This window comes from Geobacter sp. DSM 9736 (assembly GCF_900187405.1).
Taxonomy (GTDB): Bacteria; Desulfobacterota; Desulfuromonadia; order Geobacterales; family Geobacteraceae; genus DSM-9736.
This window is the reverse complement of sequence record NZ_LT896716.1, coordinates 1,828,535-1,850,134: the sequence shown is the minus strand read 5'-3', so window position 1 is coordinate 1,850,134 and position 21,600 is coordinate 1,828,535. Positions and strand designations below refer to the sequence as shown.

The following is a 21,600-nucleotide window of genomic DNA, read 5'->3' as shown; positions in this document are numbered from 1 at the left end:
ATGCAGATAATTTCCATTCACCTGAAAAACATCAAATCCCACAGGGACAGCAAAATAAGCTTCTCCCCCGGTATCAACGTCCTCTCCGGCCCCAACGGCGTCGGCAAGAGCACCGTCTTCGAAGCTGTCGGATACGCCATGTTCGGTGTGGATGCGCGCGACTTCGTGTCGAATGTGGATCGTTTTCTTACCATCGGCGAGAAACGGGGCATGATAACGGTTACCTTCACTGCCGACGATGGCGATACCTATCAGGTCAGCCGCACGGTGGGCACTCCTGCCAACTGGAGGCTGGCAAAGGAGGTCGGAGACGGGTTCGAGTTCGAGGACCATGCGGGCGCGGAGGAGACCGAGTCGAGGATAAGGGAGCTGCTGAGGTTATCGGCAGGCAGGTCGCTGGCGGACCAGTTCAAGCTGGTTATAGGCCCCTTTCAGAACGATTTTCTCGGGCCGTTCGTCCTGAAGCAGCAGACGAAGCGGAAAGAAGCATTCGACGAGATTCTCGGAATAGATTCGTGGCGAAAGACCTTCGAGGAAACCAAGGAGCTGGGGAGCACGATAAAGGGGATGATCGGCGCTCTCGAAGCCGACATCTCGGGTAAGGAAGAGAGGGTTGCCTGCCTGCCGGAGCGCAGGAAGGAACTTGAAAACCTCGGAGCCCAGCAGGAGAGCAGGAAGAAGGAACTGGAGGAATGTGTCTCTGTACTGGCATCCGTTGCAGAGCAGTTGCGGGAGATGGAGGAGCGGAAAGTCGCGCTCGAGTCACTGCGAAACGAGATCGCTCAGGTCGAGCAGAGTATACTCAGCGGCAACGAATATATTGTGACGCAGAAAACCTCGGTGGAGCAGGCGGAGGCGGCGGCGCGGGCAGTGGAGGAGGCGAGGCCGGGGCGGGAGCGGTACGGGTCGGCAGAAAAGATGCTGCTGGAGCTTCGGGAGCGGGAGAAGGCGAAGCAGTCTCTGGAAAAGGAGATTGCCGATCTTGCTAACAAGGCGGCTTCGGCACTTCAGGCCGCTGAGCATGAGGAGAAAGAAGCCGCGGATCTGGAAAAGACGCTGAAAGATGAGGTCGAGAAGCTCAAGGAGCAGGAACATGAGGTGAACCGCTCAGCTCTTGAGCTGTCGGAGCGGGAGAAAACGCTGCAGCTTGCAATTGATAGGCACCGGGAGATGGAGACCGCATTCGCCGTTCTCCCGGTTCATCAGCTTCACACGGTCACGCCTTATCTGAAGGTGACGCTGGCAAGGCTCGCGGAGATCGACGGCCAGGTCCACGAGAAGAAGGCCCTTCTCATTGCCGAGCAGGAGTGGAAAGCAAAGGCCGAGATCCTGGAGCGGCTTCGCAGGGAGCGGGACGAGCTGCACGGGGAGCGGGCGAGGCTGGAGGGGAGGAGGACCGGCATCCTCGAAGGTGAGGAGAAGCTGGGGCAGGGCCTCTGCCCCTTCTTTCAGGAGGAGTGCGGAAACCTGGAGGGAAAGGCGTCTCTGGATGTGTTTGCCGGGAAGAAGAGGCACCTTGAGTCTCAGATCGAACTGCAAGTACATGCCATCTCCGCGCTGGACAGGAAGATCGAAGAAGCGGAAACGGCATCCAGGGAGATGGAGAAGTTTCGACTGCTTCGAAACGAGGTCGAAAACCTGGAGCAGGAGCGGCGCGAGCGTGAAAAGCAGCGCCTGGATCATGTTAAGCTGCTGGATCAGGCTTCGGTAGCCGACACGATGGCGCAGTGGCTGGAGAAGTACCGGCTGGAGCATTGCCGTAACGAAGGGGAGAAGCTTGTTGCGGCCGAGTTTTCGGGTGCTCCGGCCGATCAGCTCTCCGCTCTCGAACGGTGGGAGCAGGGGTGCCATGACGCCGCCGAGTCGGTGCGGCTCATTCTGGGGAGGATGCTGACGGATGTCGAAGAGCCTCTGGCTGCTCTGCGGGCCGAAAAGGGGCGGATCGACGCCTTGTCTGAGGAAGTGACGAGACGCAAACGGGACCAGGCCGAGGCAGAGCAGCGTATCCGGGAGAGAAGGAAATCCGCGGGAATCCATCGTGAAGCGGCTAATGCAGCGGTTTTGGAGAAGCAGGCCACGGAAAGCCGGTTGGCTATGTTCGCTGACGTCGAAGAGTCGATCAGGAGCTGCGAAGAGGTGAAGATGCAGACCCTGCAGGACCACGAGCGGTTCCTGCAGGCTGAACCGACGGCACTGGAGCTCCCCCGGCGGCAGGAGACACTTGCCAGATATGTAAAGCGCCTGGAGGAGCTGGAACAGGAGAAGTCAGCGAAGCAGGGGAAATTTAGCGAGCTTTCGACCGGATATTCCGCAGAAACACATGCAGCGGCCCAGGGAAGGAAGGAGGCATTGAATGCTTCCACGGCTGCGTTGCGGGAAGCCCTGAACCATCTTGACCAGAACCTGAAGCGAGTTGCCGGGGAGGTTGCAGAGCTTCAGAAGGTACAGGAGGAGATAGGCAGGAAGCAGGAGGAGCTCCGGGAACTGAGGAAAAAAGAGGAACTGGTAAAATACCTGCGAAACAGGGTCTTCAATAAAGTCTCCGCACAGCTTTCCGAGCGATTCCGGGAGGAGATCGGCACCCGCGCCGACACGATCTACCGAACCATTGCCGAGTCGGACGAGGAGCTACACTGGGGGGAGAACTACCAGATCGTCCTGAGGGACATGGTGGATGGAACGATACGGGAGCGAACGGACGACCAGCTTTCCGGAGGGCAGCTCATGAGCGCAGTGGTGGCGCTGCGTCTTGCACTGCTGCAGACGACGGGCGCCCGGGTGGCCTTTTTCGACGAGCCGACGTCGAACCTGGACGCTTCCCGGCGCGGAAACCTTGCTCAGGCATTCCGAGCGATAGACCACGGCAAGGAAGAGGTGTCGGAGCACTGGTACGACCAGCTCTTCCTCATAAGCCACGACGTGTCCTTCACCGAGATCACCGATCAGGTAATCCAGCTGGAGGGGGACCTGGGTTCAAACTGAAGCGTCGCTGCCGGATTTGTCCTCAATGCTTCGAGGTCACAATTTGTTTGAGGCCCGGCTTGTTGTCGGATATAAGTGAATCATCTCGCTGAAACGCAGGAGGTCCAGCTATGGAAGAGGATTCCATGCCGCGCAAGAGCATCGCGCTTGTAGCCCATGACAACAAGAAGGATGACCTGCTGAAGTGGGTCGCCTCTCACAGGGAATCGATAAGTGTTCATCATCTGTACGCTACCGGCACCACCGGAACCCTTCTGGAGGAAATCCTGGAGTTGCCGGTGACGAAGATGCAGAGCGGACCGCTGGGTGGGGACCAGCAGATCGGCGCAAAGATTGCCGAAGGGGAGATCGACTTCATCATATTCTTCTGGGACCCCCTGGAGCCCCAGCCCCACGACCCGGACGTGAAGGCGCTCCTGCGGCTGGCCGTCCTCTGGAACGTCCCCGTCGCGTGCAATCTTGCCACCGCCGATTTCCTCATCTCATCCCCATTAATGTCCTCCGACTATCAAAGGCATATCCCCGATTTCACCACGTACCGGCAGCGGCTTGTAAATCAGCCTGTGCCCGAAACCGGGCAGGCGGGATGACTTCCTCCAGTAAAACCTCCCGTGGCGGCTGGTTCATAGTCGGCCAATTCTCTCTCTTTGCCCTCATTGCATTCGGCCCGAGTACAACCGACGCACTTCCACCTTGGAGCCCGCTCTGGTGGAACATCGGTTCGGTAGCGGGAGGAGTCCTCTTTGCCGCCGGAGGGCTTCTCGCTCTGGTCGCGACGCTGCAGCACGGAAAGTTCTTCACGCCGTTCGTGCGCCCCAGGGAGGGGAGCGTCCTTCTGGATCGGGGAGCATACCGCCTTGTACGGCACCCGATCTACAGCGGCCTGCTGTTCATGGGGTTTGGTTGGGGACTCTGGGTGCACGGGTGGCTCACGCTGGGCTACACGGTTCTTCTCCTCATCCTGCTCGACATGAAGGCGCGGCGGGAGGAGAAATGGCTGGAGAAGCAGTTTCCCGGCTACCCGGCGTATAAAAGGAGAGTGCGCCGGTTCTTTCCATACCTTTACTGACAGGTTGTTGAAAAACAGTCATTTCGCCGCCGTCCTCGAAATCCCCCTTGTGCGGCGTAGCCAGGCTACGCCTCCGCGGGTCTTTCTGCGGGTGCGACGATCTGCCTATTTTTGAACAACCTGAGTTTGTAACTACCTCATGGTACTGCCGCATCCTCTGCTGTCTGATACACTCTCACCATGGCCGTTCTCCCGCCGACTCCAGAATCATCCACTCGCAGAACCTTGGGGAGGTGACTATGAGAAGAATGGTTGCATCGGTTACCGTCCTGGCCCTTGCCGTCGCCGGCGGCTGTACCGACCGCATCGACCCGACCATGGGGCTTCAAGAGCTGGAATCGATGGAGAGGAAGTTCACCGGTGCGGTCAAAGTCGCGGAAGTAACGCCACGTGCCACGCTCGTTGCGCATGTGCAGCATCTGCAACTAATACAACAGGAGCTAGGTAGAGTAGCGACGAGCGACTGCCTCAAGGATGCGAAGCAGAGCCTGGACAGGCATATGGGCCTAACCATCGAGGCGCTGTTGAGCTTCATCAAGAATGACAATGCGGAAAGAGACCGTCATCTGCAAGAAAGCAGGGGGGAGCTGGAAGCGTATCGACGGAATGTGCAGAAGTGCGGTCAGTAATGCAGACCCTGACGGTATGATTGGAGGAGGGAAGGATGGACCGGGTTCGGCGGATAAATATGAATCGAAGCGCCTTGGGCAGGGTGATGTGGATGTGGATGCTCATCGCCGGCCCATGCCTCGCAGGCAACATTCCCGAGGCCCTGTCGGCAGAGACATGCGAGCAGGTCGTTCAGCAGCTGAACAGGAAGATCGCGCCGAAGATCGACGAGCAGGAGCTGGTGGCCGCGCTCCGCACTCTCAACGAGAGCGGCAACAAGAAGCTTCCTTTGAAGTTCGTGACCAAGGGGAAGGCGAAGAAGATGGGATGGCGGCCGGGGAAGGACCTCTGGAGCAACGCGCAGCTCGAAGGCAAAAGCATCGGCGGCGACGCCTTCAGAAACCGCGAGGGGAGGCTCCCTGACGGCGGCAGGAGATGGCGCGAGGCCGACCTGGACTACAAGGGAGGGCGCCGCGGCCCCAAGCGGCTGGTCTTCTCCAACGACGGTCTGCGGATGGTCACCGTCGATCACTACAACACCTTCACCGAGGTGCCGGCATGCCGGTGACTCGCTGCGTACTCGACGGCAGGAAGATCAGGTCGCTGGACGACCTCTACGACGAGCTGGCCCGCCAGCTCCCGTTCCCCGACCATTTCGGGCGCAACCTGGATGCCCTGTGGGATGTGCTCTCAAGCGATATCGAAGGCCCGATGGAGGTGGTCTGGGAGGACTCTGGGGCCTCCCGTCAGGCGATGAGGGGGGATTTTGATAAGGTTGCTGATCTGCTCAGGGAGGTGGAAGAGGAGCGGGGAGATTTCCGGGTTATATTTGGAAAGTAGGCCATTTAATCCCCCGGCGCGTTGTCTCATTCGGATGGAAATGTTACACTGGATCACCACTAGCTGTTAGCACTTCGAACCTGTACCCGCGGTATAAAGAAAGACCTTGCATGGATAACGCATCTAAGCCTAAGCCGTTGATCGAACTCTCGATAACCCTGATCATTCCCTCGATCATACTGATGAAATTCTCCGGTTCGGAGGACCTGGGCACGGTAAACGCACTGCTGCTGGCGCTGAGTTTCCCGCTTTTATGGGGCGGACGGTCGCTATTGCGTGAGCGCAAGGTCAATGTGCCTGCAGTGCTGGGCCTTGTCAGCATCCTTCTTACCGGCGGCATCGGACTGCTGCAACTGGATACATATTGGCTGGCCGTTAAAGAAGCGGCGATACCCGGCCTGATCGGCCTGGTTGTGGTCATCTCCGCCTTCACCAACAGGCCGCTGGTGCGTGTACTATTGTTCAGCCCTGCGCTGATGAATGTCGAGCTGATCCAGGAGAACCTCCATCAGCGGGGGAACGCAGCAATCTTCGAGGCACGTCTGAAGGTCACCACCTGGATGTTGGGAGGCTCGTTTTTATTCTCCTCTGCAATGAACTACTTTCTGGCCACCTGGATCGTCAACAGCCCGGCCGGCACTCCCGCCTTCAACGAGGAACTGGGGCGCATGAACCTGCTGAGCTATCCTGTGATCGCGCTGCCTTCAATGTTGATTATGATAGCTGTGTTCTACTATCTGTCGCGTAGTATTCACGAGCTTGCCGGACTGAAACTGACGGAAGCGATCAAGCACTGAATCACAGGAATCTATTTTACTTTCCGTGCGATTCTGTCGATGGCTTGTTGCAATGCTTTGTTGAATTGTTCAGGCCTGGTCAGCATTAAGAAATGATCGGTGTCCTTCAATACGATCGTGTCGAAAGAAAGCATATGCCTCCTGTTGGCTTCATAGTTAACCGGCCAGAGATCGCCTTTTACTGTCATGACTGGAACACGGACCTCGTCAAATACTTTGGCTGCCTCACCGGTAACATACTGAGACATCATCTCCCTCATGGCACTTAACGAAACGGCAGGAGACGCAGCAGAAATGTCAGAGAGTATCCAGTCCCGGATCGAAGGATCCGTCCGGGGTGAAATCATTTCTTTGACGAATTGTCTGCTACCCGTCTGAAAGTCCTTTTCAAGCGGCGCAATCATTTGATTGAGTTCTTCACGGGTCATTGGATATTCGATGTTTTCAAGAGTATCTACGCCGATAATCCCAAGAACCTTTTTGGGCATCAGTCGGGCAGCTTCGGCGATGACCGAACCGCCCATCGAGTGACCGATCAGGATCACACTCCTGCTGCCGGTTGCTTCGGTTACTGCTTGAACGTCCTCTCCGAACGCTTTCATGCTGTATTGTGAGCGTGTAGCTCCTGAATGGCCGTGGCCGGCAAGGTCCAGGGTGACAACGCGGTTTTTCTTCGAAAAATACGGGACCTGGGCACGCCAGTAACGCGCATCGCAGCTCCAACCGTGCACGAATACCAACGTCGGCTCGCCTGAGCCATAGCTCTCGTAAGAGATGGGGGTCCCATCTTTCGAAGTGACAATATGTGGTAAATCTGCTTGTGCAAGCGCCCTTCCAGAAACCAGACACAAGATCAGGAAGCTGATGGTGCACATTCTTAAAGCGGCTTTTTTCATTTTGCTGTCTCCTCTGCTTACAACAGAAAATTGGGTGTCAGGTCTACACCTTGACATTCTGCACACATGTTTTGTCAATGTGTAGACCTGACACTGTTGCTACATTGTTCTCGCTTAAGGGTTCGGGTTATTGGCTGTTTCAGCCCCAGAAGCAGCCATACTCGTCTTTTTCAACAACAGCCAAAAACTCTTCGATTGTTTTTGTTTCTGATGTTGGTTCATACCCATGCCACTTCAAATCAGCACGTTGCCAGTAGAGTTTCCACGAATTTGTCTTTTTGACGTATGTTGCCTTTGCGATGGGAGATTCTATTTTTTTACCTGGTTGATTCCACAACTCTCTGATTTCAAATATGATGACACTTTGTTTTTCGATTCTAAAGGCTAGATCAACTTGGTTTCGTATGTTCGGAGTGGGACGACGCTTTTCAATAAATTGCCCTACAATTTTTTCGTAACGCTTTATTTCAAATTCACTAATGGTCATAAATTCCCTTCGCATAACGGATTGAGGCTGACCCGCCCTCGGCGGGTCTTGCCGAGGGTGGCATCGGCTACTTACTGTTTGACAATCTGTAGCCAGGAGGATACATTTAGCCCATGGTTGAAATTCGCAAGACCGAAGTTTTTGCTAGCTGGCTTGACAACTTGCGCGACATTCAGGCCAAGGCTCGCGTCCTCGTCAGAATCGAACGCCTTGCCTCAGGAAATGCAGGAGACGTTAAGCCTGTTGGTGAAGGCCTTTCGGAGATGCGGATCAACTACGGACCCGGTTATCGTGTCTACTTCATCCAGCGCGGAAGCGAATTGATCATCCTGTTGGCCGGTGGCGATAAGAGCAGCCAGTCTCGGGATATCAAGGCCGCTATCAGGCTTGCACAGAACTTATAGGAGTCGAAAATGCCTAAAACAGCCACCAGTCGATATGATGTTGCCGAACATCTCCGTACTCCGGAAGAAATGGCGGCCTACCTTGAAGCGTCCCTCGAAGAGGCTAATGGCGATGCAGCTTTCATTGCCAAGGCCCTCGGCGATATAGCCCGTGCCAAAGGCATGTCTCAGGTGGCGCGAGATGCGGGCCTTTCTCGAGAAAGCCTTTACAAGGCACTTTCTGGTGAACGAGTTCCGGGTTTCGATACGATTTTAAAAATTGTTTCGGCTCTGGGGCTCAAACTTCACGCCGAAGCTCGATAAATGCTTATCCCTCAATTATTGAAATAAATGATGACGCCTGCGATTACCGCAAATTGCCAGAAGGAACAGCAAGTTGCTTCTGAGTTCTTTCCTGAATGAATTCTCCTGATTGCCTAAAACCCCAGTTCGCAGGGTGAATGCCGCAAAACCCAATCCGATAAAACCAAAGAGAATTAGAAATTTTTTTGTAAATTCCATGTTTATTTTTGCACAACGGCGTGCCCGGTTCACCCGCTTCGCCCGGTCGGTTTTCCGGGCGGGGCGGCCTGCAACCGGCTGGTTGAATGTCTTGAGACCTCCTCTTGAAGCTATTCCGCCCACTCGCTGTATTCATCAAGTACTGAGTCAGACAGATGTTCCAGGTGCCTTTCTTGGGCTAGTTGCTCCATACTGTCGTAGGATATGTAGCTGCAACACTCATATAATGGCGCGCGATCAAGCAATGAGAATACTGGCCTTTGAATTTCCTGAAAGACCTTGTCTCGGCGTGTAGATGGGGCAACAATGTGAAGATGTATGTCCATGTTGGGTTGAAGCGCCAGCAAATCAGCCATTCGTAATAGTCCAGAATAGACTGATGTAGTATGTTCAACTTCAAATGCTCTGACAATAGATCGCTTCTTGAGCCAAATAACATCTATTTGTTCAATTGTTCTGATTGTCGTGTCATCGTAATTGAGTGGAAGTACATCGAGTAAAGTCGAACCTGCAGGAGTCCATTCTCTCGTTACATTTCCGCGATCACTTCTAGGAAGCCAAATACTGAATCCCATTTTTTCGCCGATACGCGCCAATAGAGCTTGTATATGATAGGATTTTCTTATTTCTGTTTCATCGTTTACCGCAGTCTCTGTGTCTTCAGGGACAGTTACTGTAACGATTCGATCTTGACTGCGTACCTCTCCTCGTCCCGCTTTAAATTCTTGAAACTCAGGATATTGTTCTAAAAACTTGGTATTAAGCTCGCTTATTCCGCCGTTAACGAGTTCAAGGCCTTTTGGTGTAATTTTGAAAAATCCTCTTCTTGTTGAACAAAGCAAACCAGCCTTACCCAAGTACGTACGAGCCCACGCAACTCGATTAATAAAAACAGGTTGCAAGCCGCTCGGAAGGAATTTACGAAGTTCATCCTCCGTCAAATCAAATTCTTTCGCCAAAGGGCCAGTAGCATCTTTAAGCTGGTGTTCATTCCCGTCGGATGCCAAACGAAGGAGGGGCAACATGCAGGCTTGATAATCTGGAATGGCCATGATTCTTCCTTATGTTTTTTATTCTTTCATTATTGAGCAATTAGAAAACACCTCATTAAGATGCGGCATCTATTACAGGATGCTTTTAGCATCTTAAATAGGATACCGATAAGCGCTGTTTTGCATCCTATACGAGATACCTTCCCCGTCAGAATTGATACTTCTGCCGATAGCGGATGAAATGCTTCCTCCCAGCTCATCGCAGCGGCTCCGGCCAATGGAGTAAAAACCACCACTGTCCTTGACTCCCTCCAATGAGCCCGCACTATAGCGTTGCTGCTTACCAATGTAAAGCCGATCCTTCCCGTATCCTGCCATCCCGCCCCCAGTGGATCAGCTGAATAAAAGAAGATAAACAGGCGCAGAACAGCAGCCACTGTGAATAAGCAGAAAAAACCCGGAGCAGATTCCTCAATCTGCCCCGGCTCCAACGACACTCCATGAAACTCCTTCAACTCCCCATCGGCTCAAGATGCTGCATAACCACCCAATTGGTTTTTCAAGAAGATCCTCCCATCTCCATGTTTTAAAGCAACCAGAGCAGGCGGCGATAGCGGTGATATAATTTTTTATACTTTTAATGGCTTGAATTTCGCTGACGGAGAGGCCGAATGAAGGAACGTGTACGAGATGATGTCATCCCGGATATCGATTTCCGCATGTTCTTCGAGAGCGTACCGGACCCTTGCCTCATACTCGACCCCGATTTCAACATACTGTGGGCAAACCCCTCTTTTTTTGAAGTTACGATGATGACACCGGCGGAAAGTCTGAAAAGAAACCTGTTCGAGGTTTTTCCCGACAATCCCTATGACCCGAATGCTGCCGGTGTCCGTAAATTCAAGGCTTCACTGGCCAGAGTCCTGCAAGAGAGGCGCGCAGACTCGGTGGGCATGGTCAGATACGACCTTCCGATAACCCCTGAAAAGAATATGTTCGAGACGCGATTCTGGACGCCGGTGAATGTGCCGGTCTTCGGCCCAGACAACGAAATCACCCATATAATCCTCTTCACCAAGGACGTGACGCAGACAATACGACAAAAAACAGACGCACAGGCGGACCTGAGGAGGATACTGGACGGCATCCCCGACATAGCGTGGATGAAGGATGGAGAAGAGAAGTTCATCTGGGTCAACAAGCCTTTTGCCGAGGCGTGCGGCAGGGATGTCGAAGACCTGATCGGAAAAACAGACATGGATGCCTGGCCCCCTGAGCTGGCGGCACGATACATGGCTGACGATGAGGAGGTCATTCGCAGCCGGAAGCGCAAGACGGTCGAAGAGCCGCTTGTCAGCGCGAACGGGGAAGAGACATGGATAGAAACCATAAAGACCCCGGCATACAATGACAAGGGGGAGGTCATAGGCACTATCGGAATCGCCCGGGACATCACCCAGCGCAAACGTGCAGAGGCCGCTCTCCAGGAGCTGAATGAGGACTTCACCATTTTGCTGAACAACACCACCGATTTCATATACCTCAAGGACCAGAACAGCCGTTTTCGCTTCTGCAGCCAAAGCCTCGCGGAACTCACCGGCCACAAAGACTGGCGTGACATGATCGGGAAACATGACAGGGATGTCTTCCCTGCAGAACTGGCTAAAATCTACATGGAAGAGGAGACGGTGATTTTCGGGCAGGGGCAGGCAGTCCTGGACAAGACCGCTCCGTATCTGGATCTGGACGGGAACGTCAGATGGGTGAACACAAACAAGTGGCCGATCTTTAACAGCGACAGAAGCCGAGTCATCGGCGTTTTCGGGATCAGCCGGGACGTTACGCAGCGCAAGATGACGGAGCAGGCCAACCAGGAGCTGGAGGCGTTCAATTACAGCGTGGCTCACGACCTGCGCAAGCCGTTGGCGGTAATCAGCGGCTACGCTCAAATAATGAAACAGGCTTGCGGTGACCGGCTCCAGGAGAAATGCAGCACCTATCTTCAGAGCATTTATGACAGTACCCTGAATATGAACAGGATCATCGATGCACTCCTCAATTTCGCCAATGCGACCCGTTTCCAAATCCATCGCAGGACGACCGACCTCTCGGCTCTGGCAAAAGAGGTAGCTGCGGAGTTGGCATTCGCCGAACCTGACCGACGTGTCAGCATCACCATCCAGCCGGGAATGAAGGCTGAAATAGACCCCGATCTGATGCGCGTAGTCCTGGGCAACATTATCGGGAACGCCTGGAAATTTACGGGCAAAGAGGCTGAAGCTGTCATCGAGGTAGGCACAAGTGACATGGACGGAACGACAGCTTATTTCGTGCGGGATAACGGGGTCGGTTTCGATCAGTCGGAGGCCGAGAGGCTCTTCGATCCCTTCTACAGGCTCGAGGGAGGTGTCGGAGGACTCGGGATCGGTTTGGCAACTGTAGAGAGAATTATAAGCAGGCACGGCGGAAGGATATGGGCCGAAGGCGAGCCCGGGAAAGGAGCGACCTTCTATTTCACCATCGGCAAATGAGCAGTATGCCTCTATCTATCGGGCCAATAACTTCCCCCCACCAGGTTAAGAGTGATCTCTCCCGCACTTATGGTGGTCCGTATCCGGACCGGAATCCGTCGAGTGTCATCGGTCAACCAGAACGTGCCGTTGCCGACCTTGGCCGGTACCCCATCGTGGGCGAGCTGCGAAGTCACCACGACGGTCTTGAACTTGCCGAGGGGCGTGCGGATCTCCTCCCGTTTTACCACCCTCACATCCGCTTTCCAGACCCGCTTGAAGTCATAGATGTGGAAGAATATGGACTGACCCGGCACCAGATTGGTGGAGCGAATGAAATAGATACTGGAAAGCCTGTCGTAGGTCCTGGCGTCGATGGCTTCTTTTTTCGATGTATTCTCGATGAAATTGGTGCTGTCCACGGTGAGGTTCGAGAAATTGAAGCGGGCCTCCCGCTGCTTGCGGCGCTTTCCCTCCTTGATATTCTCCCGGTACACGACGGGCAATCCCTTCCGCCGCCCCGTTCGGTGGATCACCGACTCGGTCCTGTCGTCGATGGAAAAGAAGGCGGAAACCAGCCCGGATGAACGGAGGGTGTTGACGATGGCGATTTGATCGCCTTGTACCGTAACCGTCTGCTCAGCGGTGCCGGCCTTGATGCCCTTCCATTTGACATCGAAGACAAGATGTTCCGGGATTTCGAGTGCCCATGCGGGAGCGCACATCATCGTAACAAAGAGGAGAGACTGTGCGAGGAGGATGAGGGTTTTCATACTTCCAGCTTATCCCAGTCGCGCAGTTTTTCGAGTGGTCTATGATAAAAAAGGGAAGGAGCTACGATCTGTACGAGGACACGTCCTGCCAGTTCCCCCTTCCCGGCCACTTCGGCCGCAGCCTAGTTTCACTTGAGATGTGCTCTCCACGGATATTGAATGACCGGTGGAGGCGGTCTGGGAGTACTCAGTGTACTCAAGACAGGAGGTGGGGGATTTTGATAAGGTTTGCTGACCTGCTCAGGGGGGTGGAAGAGTAGAGGGAGGATTCCCGGGCCATTGCTACACGGGGCAATAGTCAACAAAATGTGAGGAGTGTTGTTTATAGGCCCAGTTCGCTTTTGTCACTCTTAGATGTCCTTTTTTCGGATAGATAGCTTGGTCCGACCCTACATGCACAAGCGAAACAGTGGCGGGTGCCGCACCAAGATTCGGGAGTTGCTGAAGCTTGGCACCGAACTCTACACCGCCATCCGCGCGGGCTTACGCAGAAAAGGTCCGTGGGCAATGTCCAGAAAGCTTGCCACTCATACTGGTTTGACCAAGAAGTGCATGCAGGATCGAGGTCTCGTATCTGTCAAAGAACTGTGGGTGAAGATCCATTACCCGGCTACGGCCCGGTAAGTTCAACGAACCGCCCGGTGCGGACCCGCATGCCGGGTGGTGTGGGGGCGGGGGGTTAAAGACCCCCGGCTACCCGATTGAAATTTCTTTATTTATCGCGTCGGCAGAGCAATTTCTTTCGGCGGCAGTTTTCCGGCAGCAGGTAGTTGTGGTAGTTACAAATTCAAGCGATGGTGTCAGACCTCCACGTGACAATATTTAGTGAGTGGCGGCCTGTCACCTATATCTTGCCCTATGTCTTGCCTGAATCACCAACTAGCCGCAAGTTGTTCAAACAACGCTATTTCTGCTTGACAGGTTAATTATATTATGTCCCCCCTAGGCTAAACGAGCTAGCCTCAAACTCTCTTGGGATGGTGCTGGAACCACGCAATTTTTCCCAGCTTTTTTTGCCTCTCTTGATCTTGATTCAGCTATATTTTCAAGGTGTTCAGGCGCTGTAGCATCAGTTGTACATGATGCTACACCTAACGAAGCTGTGACATTAATAATAACACCATCAGATACAGATTCTGTTTTGAAAGACTTATATTCAAGTTTTCTCCTTACTAACTCTGCAGTGATTAATGCTTGATCATTTCTCTGCCGTAAAACTATAACAAACTCTTCTCCGCCTCTTCGAAATACTATACCGCTCTTATCTACTATTCGCTCCATACGTTTAGCTGCTTCTCTTAATATTTCATCTCCTATTTGGTGACTATGAGTCTTGTTTATTTCCCCAAAATCATCTAAGTCCAGGAAAATAATTGACCATGAATAGTCACCGTTTGCAAATTCCCTGGAAGCATAGTTGACATAGGTCTTCAACGCTTTTTTATTCGCAAGTCCTGTCAAATCATCCCAATGTGATGGTGACATGGCCCCCTTTTCTGCTAACTCGATAGAATAGGCTCCACGAATACAGGCACATTTGGGTTCATTGCATCTATTGCACTTCCCTGGATATAATCTCCATAATAAATCCGCTAAATTGGCACCGTTTGCTGTTGAATCCATGCAATGAAGGTTGTTAGCCAAAGAAAATATCCAGGCTCCTAAATCCGCAATTTCGTTTTTCAATATTAGGCGTGCATCAGCATCAACAACTGGATCAAGTCGCATGGATTCAGAAACCTCACCGATCTCCTCAACAATCCTAGTATATATTAATGCTAGTCTCTCTCTAGAATGAGGTATGTTCGCAACTCCATTTGGTCCCCTATAAAGTTGGCCGAACATGGTTTGCCAATCTCTTAGGCTTTCTGGTCGATTATGTGAATTTTCAAGTGATATCATTGAAAGTTTCACAGGGTCAACCGGAACAGGACTGCTTGAACATTCACACTTTCTAAGTAAACAACGTGGACAGACAAGAGGATACTTCTGCCAGATAGCATCCTCCAAGTCAACTTCCATACGTGTTGCTAATGCACAATACCAAGAAAAAATTTTAGATACATATTCCTGAGTTTTTTGTGAATCCTGTACACGAAATAGATAGTATGAGCATGTGCCAACAGTTTTAAATAGATAAGCTAAAATTTCAAATTTAGAACGCCCATAATTCTGTGCAGGATAGTAAATGTCTTTGAACATATTCTGCCAATTTTTAAGAGACATTTCCTTGTGGTAAGATGTAGTCATAATTGCTCCTTTACGGTTTATTTTGATGCAATTGTAGTTTTTAGATTTAATTACTCATATGTTCTATTTTTATACAATCTGCTTTCACTCAATTGTTCAACGGGGACGGCCATGACCGGCGCGTCAGCGTCCGCGTCTATGGACGTGGTGTACGCCCGGCATGGGCGTGAACTTATGGGTGCAAGTCCCCTGTACGTAGAATCCAATCACCGTCGTGAGACGGGGTAACAAAGTACTAGCCGAAGGCAAGGGCGTCTCCGCGAGGAGGGGTCTGGAGGAAGCCGGAGCGCAAAGCTATGAGCCGACGAACAGAAACAGCATACAAGGCCGTCATCCGGGCAAGTCAGCACAACATGACGAAGTCCCGCGGATTCAGGAGAAACGGTAAATGCTGCGGTTGTGTAGCGACAGTTCACGTTCTTATCCGGGGAGACCTGTCCCACATGCCATTGTTTCCCAATGGCGCGGCCTCTGGCAACAGCTGCCGTGATGGGGCAGGAGTCAGCAGAAGCCATAGTAGGCGCAGGACGTCGTTGCCAAGCGATGCAATGACTGGAAACAAGCCCGGCGTCGTAACAGACAGCCGGGAAGCCTTACCCCGCTGAAGGGCCGAACGATGAAGAGGAGGTAGCACCAATGAGCTTTCACGACACAGTGAACCCGAATGGGGGAGTGCCGATGGAGCGCGTCGTTGAACCGCAAACTCCGGAGCAGCACCTACTGGAGCGGATTCTGTCCACAGAGAACATGGAACTGGCGTGGAAACGGGTACGAGCCAACAAGGGCGCACCCGGCGTCGATGGTACCACCATCGAAGATTTCCCCGACCGCTTCCGGCCTTTCTGGGCCGACATCCGTGCATCGCTTGCAGCAGGTAGTTACCACCCTAAGCCGGTCCTTCGGGTGGAGATACCGAAACCGACGGGCGGCACCCGTCCGCTGGGTATCCCCATCGTGCTCGACCGGCTGATCCAGCAATCCATTGCCCAGGTGCTCACACCGATCTTTGATCCCGACTTCTCCGGGTCAAGTTTCGGTTTCCGCCCCGGCCGCTCGGCGCACGATGCCGTGCGGCAGCTGCGGGAGTATCTCCGGCAGGGCTACCGCATTGCCGTGGACATCGACCTTGCCAAGTTCTTCGACACGGTCAATCACGACCTCCTCATGACGATGGTGGGGAGGAAGGTCCGCGATAAACGCGTTCTCGCCCTGATCGGCAGATATCTCAGAGCCGGGGTGGAAGTTGACGGGCGGCTGGAAAAGACCCGCATGGGAGTTCCCCAGGGCGGTCCTCTTTCTCCGCTTCTTGCCAACATCCTCCTCGACCACCTGGACAAGGAGCTTGAGAAACGTGGCCACAAGTTCGTCCGCTACGCCGACGACTTCGTCATTCTCGTGAAGAGCGAGCGCGCAGGCGAACGGGTCATGGAGAGCGTGAGGCACTATCTCACGCACCAGCTCAAGCTCACGGTCAACGAAGACAAGAGCAAGGTCGCCAAAAGCGGCGACATCAGCTTTCTTGGCTTCGTCTTCAAGGGAACCAAAATCCTCTGGTCTGACAAGGTATACAAGGAGTTCCGGCGCCGCGTCAGGAAATACACCGGAAGAAGCTGGTTCGTCTCCATGGAGTACCGGCTGAACAAGCTGTCAACCTACATCCGCGGCTGGATGGGGTACTTCGGTATATCTGAGGCGTACCACTATATCCCGGAAATAGACAGCTGGATACGGCGCAGGGTGCGGCTGTGCTACTGGAAACAGTGGCGGTGGTGCCGCACCAAGATTCGGAACCTGCTCAAACTCGGAGTTCAGCTTGGGACTTCCATAAGAGCAGGGCTGAATCGTGGCGGCCCGTGGGCCATGTCCCGCAGGCTTGCCGCGCAGCACGGTATGACCAACCAGTGGCTGAAGGATCAAGGTCTTGTATCTGTCAAAGAACTGTGGGTGAAGGCTCATTACCCGGTTACGGCCCGGTAGATTCTTCGAACCGCCCGGTGCGGACCCGCATGCCGGGTGGTGTGGGGGCTGGGGGGCTAAGACCCCCGGCTACCCGATTATACCTCGTCTTTCCCTTAATATCCGGCTTCAGGATCGAGCGGATTGTAATCATAACGGTGAACAGAAGGGCCTAAATCTTGGAGGTAGTCTTGAGCAAAGCAACAGATTTCACTTCCGCAGACATTGCATTTATAAAAAGTCCCTCTTCCGTCTTTGCAAGAAAGATTCAAATAGCCTTTTTGTCTTTTCTCGAAGCAGGCAGTGCAAAGTTTATGAGACGGTTCTCCATTCTGTCGATCTGTCTTAACAACAAAGGCAAAGACCCCCTTTCCTATTTCAGCAAGGGCATAACGTTCAGTCTCTTGTTTCCAGTTCATGATTTCTGTTATTTCCTTTTCAAGCTCCGATATTTTCTGCTGCGCCGAAAGGCGCTGCTCTTGGGAATTGATGACATTTTCGTAGGCGATGACGAGCTTGCCATGAACCTCATTGACCGCGGCGATAAGTGCCGTCGAATCTTTAAGCTCGTGGGCGGCTGTAAGCACCTCTTTTAGTGCTTTTACGCTTTGTACCGCTGCCGAAAATTCAGAAATCATCTTTGACTCCTTTTTTATTGGTATAACTCATTATTGAATAGTTAGAAAGCATCTCATTTTAAGATGCGGCATCTAGTGCAGGATGCTTTTGGCATCTCAAACAAGGTACCTACAGTCGCTGTTTTGCATCCTATACAAGATGCTTTTTGGGTCGGACGGTGTAGCCTTATTCTATGATATGACAGTAGGCGCAATGCTCCCATTCCCATCTCTGCCGCGATTCCGGCCAATGAAGTAAAAAAACATTACCGCCCTTGACTCCCGCCAATGAGCCCGCACTATAACGCCGCTTCCGACCAATGTAAAGCCGATCCTTTCCGTATCCTGCCCATTCCGCCCTAAGTGGATCAGCTAAAAAAATGAAGATAAACCGGCGCAAACAGCAGCCACTGTGAATAAGCAAAAAAAGCCGGGGCAGATTCCTCAATCTGCCCCGGCTCCAACGACACTCCCTGAAACTTTTTCAACTCCATATCGGCTTGAGATGCGATTGTTTCGGGTCAGGCATGCGAGACTGAAACCTCAACCCGTTGCGACCTCCCCGCTTCATCGAACCCCTCCCACGGATCAGATTCCAGCTCGGCGATCCTGTCGTAGATATTCAACAGGCTGAAGGTGTCCGGCCTGACTCCCTGTACGAGAGTGCTGTGGCGGGCGCGGGTTTATCGCAACCGATCGTCGCGATTGTTGTGAATTGCAGTTTCATCTCTTGTAATTTGGTTGTCGATGAACCTTCAAGCTACACCGCCAGTTGGTGGGAACAGGCCCGGGAAGTAATACTCGACAGCGTGTGACGGAAATCCGAGGCGGAGCCCCCCTTGCGGCATGGGAGAGACTAACAGCCGCTCCTTGACGAGAGATGAAACCAGGCTGCGCCCAAGGCGATCACCGAGTCCCGTAATCCGGCTTACGTCACCGCGAGAAACCTCCCCACGAATCAGGACTTCCTGTAACAGATATGCAGCCTGTGGGCGGAGCTTCTGCGCATCAGGAGGGTAGGGCGCCATTCCTAATTGGCGAAGGGTGACATAGCCGTTCAAGCGGTCAAGCAGTCCGTCGATACGCAGCACGCTTCGCATGTACTCAATCTGGTCCAGGCATATTTCCAGGAAGAACTTTATGAAGTCTTCCAGGCCTTTTTTGGACAGATTCCCACGGCCATCAAGATCTCCTTGCCGGGGGGCATCAGCATTGGCGAGAGCCGTATAATAGGCATCTCGCCGCCGGGCAAGGCCGCGGCTAACGTTCCAGACGCCGTACCCCTTGAGCAATTTGCGGAAAGAAGCATCCGTACAAAGCCTGGCGACACGGCCATTCCCATCAAGAAAGGGGTGGATCCACATCAGCCTGTGGTGTGCCGCCGCGGTAGCAATGATGGGGGAAATCCCGTGCATCCGGCGCCCGTAAACTTCATGGTATCGGTCCAGAAAGCGAGGCATGAAGGCACTTGCGGGGCCAACATGACGAGACACGCGAACATCCCGCTCCCTGGGCTCGCCACCGACGACCTCGAGCGTCTCACTGGTCTCTTCGTTCTTTACCTGGCGTAATTCGTCCGGTAACTGGTCATAGAAACACTTATGTACCCAGCATAGCCAATCAGGTGATGTGATCGGTACCTCCGGTTCGGCGGCAAGGCGCGATTCGATTGCACGTTGGCACTCGATATGAGCCACACTCTCTATCTGGCGGTTGCGCTTGGCAGGGTCTCCCGAATAGTCCTTCCTTGTTGCACGTTCGATATCTATAGGGTGGGTGCTGTTCCCTTCAATCAAGTTGGAGTAGTAGGAGTTGACGATTCGTAGCATCTCTTGCAGCCCTGACCGCGTTTGGTCCGGCAAGATGGCACTGAGAGCAGCAGAGCCCTCAAGAATCGAAGCTGCCAAGTCTTCCAGCTCCCCATTTTCAACGAGCATCGGCTCCATCTCACTGACCCGGGTGTAGAGGCCGAGCTCCTTAGCTTCATTTTCCGACATTAATGCCATCTATTCTTCCGTGTTAAACGCCAACCCTGTCTGTATTTATAGGCGCAATAGTTCTGGATTTATATACCATGTTTTCCAGCATTAATGCCATCATAAATTAAAGCCGGGGCAGATTCCCTGATCCGCCCCGGCTCCAACGACACTCCCTGAAACTCCTTCAACTCCCCACCTGCTTCTGCTGCGATTGTTTCGGATCAGGTATGCGAGACTCAAACCTCCACCCGTTGCGTCCTCTCTGCTTCCCGACTATTCCTCCATCTGCCGATCCCGCTTATCCCTCATTTACAAAGGAGAATCAGTACGAACCATTTGCAATGGGGTCGAAACTTCCATTGTAGCAGTTGACGGCTTTGATGCGTCCGCCCGAGGCCGTTATTCCCGACACTCTGGAATTGCCCAACTTAATGGCACCTCCGGGTGCCGATGTGTTTCCGGTTACTGACGACGATTCTATCCGCAAGGTCCCCCCCGATGTGCTGCTTTCAACGTTTCCCGTCACGGAAGAGGAGAGTATGTCGATCATGGCTCCTCCGGTTGCCAATACCGCATACTGGGCTGCACTTGCATTTACGGTGAGATTCGCAAATCTGCCCGATCCACCCTCCAGGTACAGCCCGTAAGCCTCGCCTGTCCCGGAGGAAGAGGCGTTGATGACGGTGTTATTCGCTTCAATTCCACTGTGTCTGATCCTAATGCCGTTGACTTGGGAGTAATTTGTCGAAGTCGCATTGATAGAGACATTGTTCAAGGTGGTTGCGCCGGATATCCCGGAATGATAACCGTTGAAGGCATCAGTGGTAAGGGTAATCTTCACATTGCTGACTTCCACATTTGGTCCCAGGGCGTAGATCCCGTCTCCCTGGGATGGTCCCCACTGATTGTAGTTGTTTCTAGATTCTATGGACAGAGACCTTATCTCCTGATCGCCGTAGGCAATAAACACCCCATACAGAGGATTGGTGCTGATAACCCTGGTGTTGCCTTCTCCGGAACCTTCTATGTCCACATACCGCTTGACCTCAAGAGTACTGCCGGCAGCATAGGACAGGTCGTATGTTCCCGGCATGATTTTGATCAGGTAACGCTTCGTGTCCGAAGCGTCGGTAATTGAATTCATCGCGGAAACCAGGCTGGAGTGATCCCCTTCAACGGCGAGTACCCTTGCATATTTTTTCTGGTAAATGCTGTCATGGTTGTGATCGCTTCTCGAGACGGTAGTTGCTGAACCGGAACCTCCGAAGTCTACGCTCAGAGTTCCGCTGGAAGTTATCGGGCCTCCTGTCAAACCTGCACCGGAGTTCACCAGGCTGATCCCTCCCGATAGTCCGCTGCCGCAGGTCACGCTGCCGTTCTGGTTGATTGCCTGGATATATTGATCCGACGTACACGTTCCTGAAACCCTCGTCTGGACCTGGGCAGGGTTGATCTGGTCGGTTCCGATTCCTCCGGGTGCGACAGAAAGCGTTACTTCGCCATTGTTGCCTCCCCCGGTCAATCCAGTGCCTGTGACGATTCCCATGATTGTGCCGGGGTTGAAGCTTAATTGCCCGGGTCCGATGCAGTTCACGCAGGAAAGACTTGCTGCGGAAACGTTACTCAGTCCGGAACCATTCCCGGTGAACGATAATGCGGTTACGTTTCCTGTTGTCGACCAGTTTCCGCCTGTAGTTACCGTGTCCCCTATCACCAGCTCGGCTGCATGTATTGAAACGGGAAGCGACAGCAGTAATAAAGGTGTCGCAATCGCAAAGCTCCTCTTCTTGCCCATAAGTCCCCCCAATCACTTCGATGGATTATAAAACATGCCAAACCTTATGCATCCTCTAATGATCGGTTGTCAAGTAAATTTAAGCTGATTTTAAATAAGAAAAAGCAATAACCTTCTGCTCATATGATACGGTCGTTTCATGT

At 53.1% G+C, this 21,600-nt stretch carries 19 protein-coding genes; 11 read left to right on the top strand and 8 right to left on the bottom strand.

The window, feature by feature from the left end:
- The 7 genes from CFB04_RS08375 (at nucleotide 1) to CFB04_RS08345 (ending at nucleotide 6,297) form a co-directional block, all read left to right on the top strand.
- Nucleotides 1-2,982: an AAA family ATPase gene (locus tag CFB04_RS08375; protein WP_088534854.1), complete on the top strand. Its 2,982-nt coding sequence runs from the start codon at nucleotides 1-3 to the stop codon at nucleotides 2,980-2,982.
- Between the two features lie 110 nt (nucleotides 2,983-3,092).
- The gene (locus tag CFB04_RS08370; protein WP_088534853.1) at nucleotides 3,093-3,572 is read left to right on the top strand and encodes a methylglyoxal synthase; all 480 of its coding nucleotides are present in this window, start codon (nucleotides 3,093-3,095) and stop codon (nucleotides 3,570-3,572) included.
- A complete protein-coding gene (locus CFB04_RS08365; RefSeq protein WP_088534852.1) occupies nucleotides 3,569-4,051 on the top strand; it encodes an isoprenylcysteine carboxylmethyltransferase family protein in 483 nt (160 codons plus the stop codon). Before CFB04_RS08370 ends, CFB04_RS08365 begins: the two co-directional genes overlap by 4 nt.
- Before the next feature lie 239 nt (nucleotides 4,052-4,290).
- Complete coding sequence (locus CFB04_RS08360) at nucleotides 4,291-4,680, top strand: hypothetical protein (protein ID WP_088534851.1); 390 nt, start codon at nucleotides 4,291-4,293, stop codon at nucleotides 4,678-4,680.
- A 35-nt stretch (nucleotides 4,681-4,715) separates the two neighbouring features.
- Nucleotides 4,716-5,228 carry a ribonuclease domain-containing protein gene (locus CFB04_RS08355; RefSeq protein WP_088534850.1) on the top strand — a complete coding sequence of 171 codons (513 nt, stop codon included), beginning with the start codon at nucleotides 4,716-4,718 and terminating at the stop codon, nucleotides 5,226-5,228.
- Entirely contained in the window at nucleotides 5,219-5,500 is a 282-nt protein-coding gene (locus CFB04_RS08350; RefSeq protein ID WP_088534849.1) for a barstar family protein, read from the top strand. Before CFB04_RS08355 ends, CFB04_RS08350 begins: the two co-directional genes overlap by 10 nt.
- A 110-nt stretch (nucleotides 5,501-5,610) precedes the next feature.
- Nucleotides 5,611-6,297 carry a VC0807 family protein gene (locus tag CFB04_RS08345; RefSeq protein WP_088534848.1) on the top strand — a complete coding sequence of 229 codons (687 nt, stop codon included), beginning with the start codon at nucleotides 5,611-5,613 and terminating at the stop codon, nucleotides 6,295-6,297.
- Between the two features lie 11 nt (nucleotides 6,298-6,308).
- On the opposite strand, the gene CFB04_RS08340 is transcribed toward CFB04_RS08345, so the two are convergent.
- Nucleotides 6,309-7,193, bottom strand: coding sequence for an alpha/beta fold hydrolase (locus CFB04_RS08340; RefSeq protein WP_088534847.1), 885 nt, complete (start codon nucleotides 7,191-7,193; stop codon nucleotides 6,309-6,311).
- A gap of 139 nt (nucleotides 7,194-7,332) precedes the next feature.
- Nucleotides 7,333-7,680, bottom strand: coding sequence for a DUF3024 domain-containing protein (locus CFB04_RS08335; protein ID WP_088534846.1), 348 nt, complete (start codon nucleotides 7,678-7,680; stop codon nucleotides 7,333-7,335).
- A 113-nt stretch (nucleotides 7,681-7,793) separates the two neighbouring features.
- Here CFB04_RS08335 and CFB04_RS08330 point away from each other — a divergent pair, with 113 nt between their 5' ends.
- Nucleotides 7,794-8,084, top strand: coding sequence for a type II toxin-antitoxin system RelE/ParE family toxin (locus tag CFB04_RS08330; RefSeq protein WP_088534845.1), 291 nt, complete (start codon nucleotides 7,794-7,796; stop codon nucleotides 8,082-8,084).
- A gap of 9 nt (nucleotides 8,085-8,093) precedes the next feature.
- Nucleotides 8,094-8,387 (top strand): addiction module antidote protein, encoded by a 294-nt coding sequence (locus tag CFB04_RS08325; RefSeq protein WP_015718413.1) that lies wholly within the window; start codon nucleotides 8,094-8,096, stop codon nucleotides 8,385-8,387.
- 308 nt (nucleotides 8,388-8,695) lie between these two features.
- Here the strand turns inward: CFB04_RS08325 and CFB04_RS08315 are convergent, their stop codons facing one another.
- Nucleotides 8,696-9,637, bottom strand: coding sequence for a winged helix-turn-helix domain-containing protein (locus tag CFB04_RS08315; RefSeq protein WP_088534843.1), 942 nt, complete (start codon nucleotides 9,635-9,637; stop codon nucleotides 8,696-8,698).
- Between the two features lie 611 nt (nucleotides 9,638-10,248).
- On the opposite strand from CFB04_RS08315, the gene CFB04_RS08305 reads away from it, so the two are divergent.
- On the top strand, nucleotides 10,249-12,108 hold the full coding sequence (locus CFB04_RS08305; RefSeq protein WP_088534841.1) for a PAS domain-containing protein: 1,860 nt from the start codon (nucleotides 10,249-10,251) through the stop codon (nucleotides 12,106-12,108).
- Nucleotides 12,109-12,119: 11 nt separating this feature from the next.
- Here CFB04_RS08305 and CFB04_RS08300 read toward each other — a convergent pair whose 3' ends face one another.
- Together CFB04_RS08300 and CFB04_RS08295 are read right to left on the bottom strand one after the other, a co-directional pair.
- On the bottom strand, nucleotides 12,120-12,860 hold the full coding sequence (locus CFB04_RS08300; RefSeq protein WP_088534840.1) for a DUF3108 domain-containing protein: 741 nt from the start codon (nucleotides 12,858-12,860) through the stop codon (nucleotides 12,120-12,122).
- A gap of 942 nt (nucleotides 12,861-13,802) precedes the next feature.
- Nucleotides 13,803-15,110 carry a diguanylate cyclase gene (locus CFB04_RS08295; protein WP_088534839.1) on the bottom strand — a complete coding sequence of 436 codons (1,308 nt, stop codon included), beginning with the start codon at nucleotides 15,108-15,110 and terminating at the stop codon, nucleotides 13,803-13,805.
- Between the two features lie 636 nt (nucleotides 15,111-15,746).
- Here CFB04_RS08295 and ltrA point away from each other — a divergent pair.
- The gene (ltrA, locus tag CFB04_RS08290; RefSeq protein ID WP_172825463.1) at nucleotides 15,747-17,087 is read left to right on the top strand and encodes a group II intron reverse transcriptase/maturase; all 1,341 of its coding nucleotides are present in this window, start codon (nucleotides 15,747-15,749) and stop codon (nucleotides 17,085-17,087) included.
- A gap of 95 nt (nucleotides 17,088-17,182) precedes the next feature.
- Here the strand turns inward: ltrA and CFB04_RS08285 are convergent, their stop codons facing one another.
- From CFB04_RS08285 to CFB04_RS08275, 3 genes are all read right to left on the bottom strand, one after another.
- The gene (locus tag CFB04_RS08285) at nucleotides 17,183-17,704 is read right to left on the bottom strand and encodes a hypothetical protein (RefSeq protein WP_088534838.1); all 522 of its coding nucleotides are present in this window, start codon (nucleotides 17,702-17,704) and stop codon (nucleotides 17,183-17,185) included.
- Nucleotides 17,705-18,438: 734 nt separating this feature from the next.
- Nucleotides 18,439-19,689 (bottom strand): Fic family protein, encoded by a 1,251-nt coding sequence (locus tag CFB04_RS08280; RefSeq protein ID WP_231934453.1) that lies wholly within the window; start codon nucleotides 19,687-19,689, stop codon nucleotides 18,439-18,441.
- 295 nt (nucleotides 19,690-19,984) lie between these two features.
- Entirely contained in the window at nucleotides 19,985-21,457 is a 1,473-nt protein-coding gene (locus tag CFB04_RS08275; RefSeq protein WP_088534837.1) for a hypothetical protein, read from the bottom strand.
- Nucleotides 21,458-21,600 lie beyond the last annotated feature (143 nt).

Coding starts and splice junctions, on each gene's coding strand:
- CFB04_RS08375 (WP_088534854.1), top strand. CDS start 1: ATGCAGATAATTTCCATTCACCTGAAAAACATCAAATCCCACAGGGAC.
- CFB04_RS08370 (WP_088534853.1), top strand. CDS start 3,093: ATGGAAGAGGATTCCATGCCGCGCAAGAGCATCGCGCTTGTAGCCCAT.
- CFB04_RS08365 (WP_088534852.1), top strand. CDS start 3,569: ATGACTTCCTCCAGTAAAACCTCCCGTGGCGGCTGGTTCATAGTCGGC.
- CFB04_RS08360 (WP_088534851.1), top strand. CDS start 4,291: ATGAGAAGAATGGTTGCATCGGTTACCGTCCTGGCCCTTGCCGTCGCC.
- CFB04_RS08355 (WP_088534850.1), top strand. CDS start 4,716: ATGGACCGGGTTCGGCGGATAAATATGAATCGAAGCGCCTTGGGCAGG.
- CFB04_RS08350 (WP_088534849.1), top strand. CDS start 5,219: ATGCCGGTGACTCGCTGCGTACTCGACGGCAGGAAGATCAGGTCGCTG.
- CFB04_RS08345 (WP_088534848.1), top strand. CDS start 5,611: ATGGATAACGCATCTAAGCCTAAGCCGTTGATCGAACTCTCGATAACC.
- CFB04_RS08340 (WP_088534847.1), bottom strand. CDS start 7,193: ATGAAAAAAGCCGCTTTAAGAATGTGCACCATCAGCTTCCTGATCTTG.
- CFB04_RS08335 (WP_088534846.1), bottom strand. CDS start 7,680: ATGACCATTAGTGAATTTGAAATAAAGCGTTACGAAAAAATTGTAGGG.
- CFB04_RS08330 (WP_088534845.1), top strand. CDS start 7,794: ATGGTTGAAATTCGCAAGACCGAAGTTTTTGCTAGCTGGCTTGACAAC.
- CFB04_RS08325 (WP_015718413.1), top strand. CDS start 8,094: ATGCCTAAAACAGCCACCAGTCGATATGATGTTGCCGAACATCTCCGT.
- CFB04_RS08315 (WP_088534843.1), bottom strand. CDS start 9,637: ATGGCCATTCCAGATTATCAAGCCTGCATGTTGCCCCTCCTTCGTTTG.
- CFB04_RS08305 (WP_088534841.1), top strand. CDS start 10,249: ATGAAGGAACGTGTACGAGATGATGTCATCCCGGATATCGATTTCCGC.
- CFB04_RS08300 (WP_088534840.1), bottom strand. CDS start 12,860: ATGAAAACCCTCATCCTCCTCGCACAGTCTCTCCTCTTTGTTACGATG.
- CFB04_RS08295 (WP_088534839.1), bottom strand. CDS start 15,110: ATGACTACATCTTACCACAAGGAAATGTCTCTTAAAAATTGGCAGAAT.
- ltrA (WP_172825463.1), top strand. CDS start 15,747: ATGAGCTTTCACGACACAGTGAACCCGAATGGGGGAGTGCCGATGGAG.
- CFB04_RS08285 (WP_088534838.1), bottom strand. CDS start 17,704: ATGATTTCTGAATTTTCGGCAGCGGTACAAAGCGTAAAAGCACTAAAA.
- CFB04_RS08280 (WP_231934453.1), bottom strand. CDS start 19,689: ATGGCATTAATGTCGGAAAATGAAGCTAAGGAGCTCGGCCTCTACACC.
- CFB04_RS08275 (WP_088534837.1), bottom strand. CDS start 21,457: ATGGGCAAGAAGAGGAGCTTTGCGATTGCGACACCTTTATTACTGCTG.